At 69.6% G+C, this 2047-nt stretch carries 1 protein-coding gene; it reads right to left on the bottom strand.

Translation table 11 applies throughout. The features are described 5' to 3' along the window. Positions 1–64: 64 nt before the first annotated feature. The gene (locus ACIQOV_RS39055; RefSeq protein WP_401055599.1) at positions 65–1234 is read right to left on the bottom strand and encodes a cytochrome P450; all 1170 of its coding nucleotides are present in this window, start codon (positions 1232–1234) and stop codon (positions 65–67) included. Positions 1235–2047 lie beyond the last annotated feature (813 nt).

Genomic DNA, 2047 nt, shown 5'->3' with positions numbered 1-2047 from the left:
CCCCGGGGGCGCCGGGGCAGGCGCTCGCCGGCACAGCCGTGGCGGGAGCGGCGGAGGCCACGGATCACCAAGTGACCGGCAACGCCTGCAGGCCGCGGAAGACCAGTTCCGGCACGTAGGTGAGCTCGGACTCGTCAACGGCGAGGCGCAGTCCCGGATACCGTTTCACCACGGACCCGATCGCCACCCGCATCTCCCGGCGGGCCAGTATCGCGCCGAGGCAGAAGTGCGGCCCGTGCCCGAAGGCGAGGTGCGCTGCCGGTCCTTCGCGCGTGATGTCGAAGCGGCCGGGATCCGGGTACACACCGGGGTCGCGGTTGGCCGCGACGATGACCGGCAACACCGGTTCGCCCGCCCCCAGTTCGACGCCCTCCAGATCGACGGGCTCGGTCGTGACCCGGACCTCGGCCGAGGTGAAAAGCCTGCTGTAGCGCAGTAGTTCGTCAACCGCCGGTCCGATCAGGTCCGGTGCCGACCGCAGCAGCGCGAGTTGGTCCGGGTGGCGCAGCAGGGTCAGCAACGAGTTGCCCAGCTGGTTGACGGTCGTCTCGTGGCCGGCGATCAGCAGGCCCTCGACGTTGGCCAGCAGCTCGGGTTCGGTGAGGTGGTCGCCCTCGTCGTTGGCGGCGACCATCGCCGAGATCAGCCCGTTGTCCGGCTGCGCCCGCTTCTGACGCACCAGATCGGCGAGCCAGTCCTGCATCTCGCCCTGTGCGGCCCGCAGTTCGTCCGGAGTGATGTTCGTGACGAACAGCCGCCTGGTCCACCTGCGGATGGCCTCCGCCTCGGAGTAGGGCACGCCGAGCAGCTCGCAGATGACCATCAACGGCAGTGGAGCGCAGAAACCTGCCACAAGATCCGCGGTTGGACCGAGGGAGTCGAGCAGGGAGTCCGCAAGGGACTGCACGCGTGGTTCGAGCTGATCGACCATGCGCGGGCTGAACGCCTGCGACATCAGCTTGCGCAGGCGGGCGTGGCGCTCGCCGTCCAGGCTGGAGACCAGTAACGGGTCGGCGGCGACGGACAGTTTCAGCGGGCTGCCCGGAAGTGTGGCCGCCTCCCGGCTGAACCGGCTGTCGCTCAGGACCTGGCGCACCGCCTTGTAGGAGAGGGCGAGCCAGACGTCCGCCGTACCCATCGACGCGAGGACGACCGGAGCCTTCGCGAGCAGGGCCTCGGCTTCGGGCTCGTTGTCGAGGTGGTGTGGTGTGGTGAGGGGAAACGTGGCTCGCATCGCTGCCTCCTGACTGGATGTCACCGGATCCGGGCGCCGGGTGCCGGGCGCGAACGGCCGGGACCGACGTACGGATCGGTGACAGCTGGGTGGTGTGCCGCCGGGGGCGGTGGCGTTTCGCGATCGTCTCGACGTCGAGGGGGGTCGAACGGTTCACTCGGAGCTGTCGGTGGCGCCGGTGGTCGGTTCGCTCGATCCGGGTGGTGATCGCCGTGCGGAGGTCTTCCCGGGTGGGCGGATGGCGGTCGAGGACGTTCTTCAGCGCGAGTGCGAATGGGATTCTAGGGCGTTGTCACCGGCGGCGTCGACGGTGCCCGCGAACCCGGCCCGGCCGTGGCGGTTCGGGGCGTGGACGAACTACCGTGACCGAACCGGCAGGTTCACCGGCAGATTCGCCAGCAGGTCCGCCGGCGGACACTGCGACGGGCCGTCGTCAAGAATCGGCGCGTTTCATGGGGCACGGGACGGATTTCGCCACGGCGCCTTGGTCATGCAGGCATATGACGTTGCGATGTGCCTCGTTTGAGACAGCCTCCGCATGGCCTATGGCGACGGCGTGATGTTGCTGCCATGCTCGTCTGCGCGGCGGGGCGATCATCGCCTCGGCCCCCACGCTCAGCTCACCAGTGCATCTTCCTCGGCGTCGCCAGCGCTGTCGCTTTCGAGGGACCGCTCCACTGATCCAGGCGCCCGAAGCGCCGTCGAGTCCGGGTTCGGATACCACCGGGCCGCCGGGCTGCCCGCGCGCTCGATGCTCCAACCGCTTGCGCGGCCGGAGCCGCACCGTCGGGACTGCTACGGAAACACCCCCCC

Origin of the sequence: Kitasatospora sp. NPDC091257, from assembly GCF_044757675.1 — a bacterium.
GTDB lineage: Bacteria > Actinomycetota > Actinomycetes > Streptomycetales > Streptomycetaceae > Kitasatospora > Kitasatospora lactacystinica.
Note: the sequence above shows the minus strand (reverse complement) of the source record. Positions and strands in the feature narration are given on the sequence as shown.

What these genes read in the sequence shown, in the direction of transcription:
- ACIQOV_RS39055 (WP_401055599.1), bottom strand. Translation starts at nt 1,234, where the DNA reads ATGCGAGCCACGTTTCCCCTCACCACACCACACCACCTCGACAACGAG.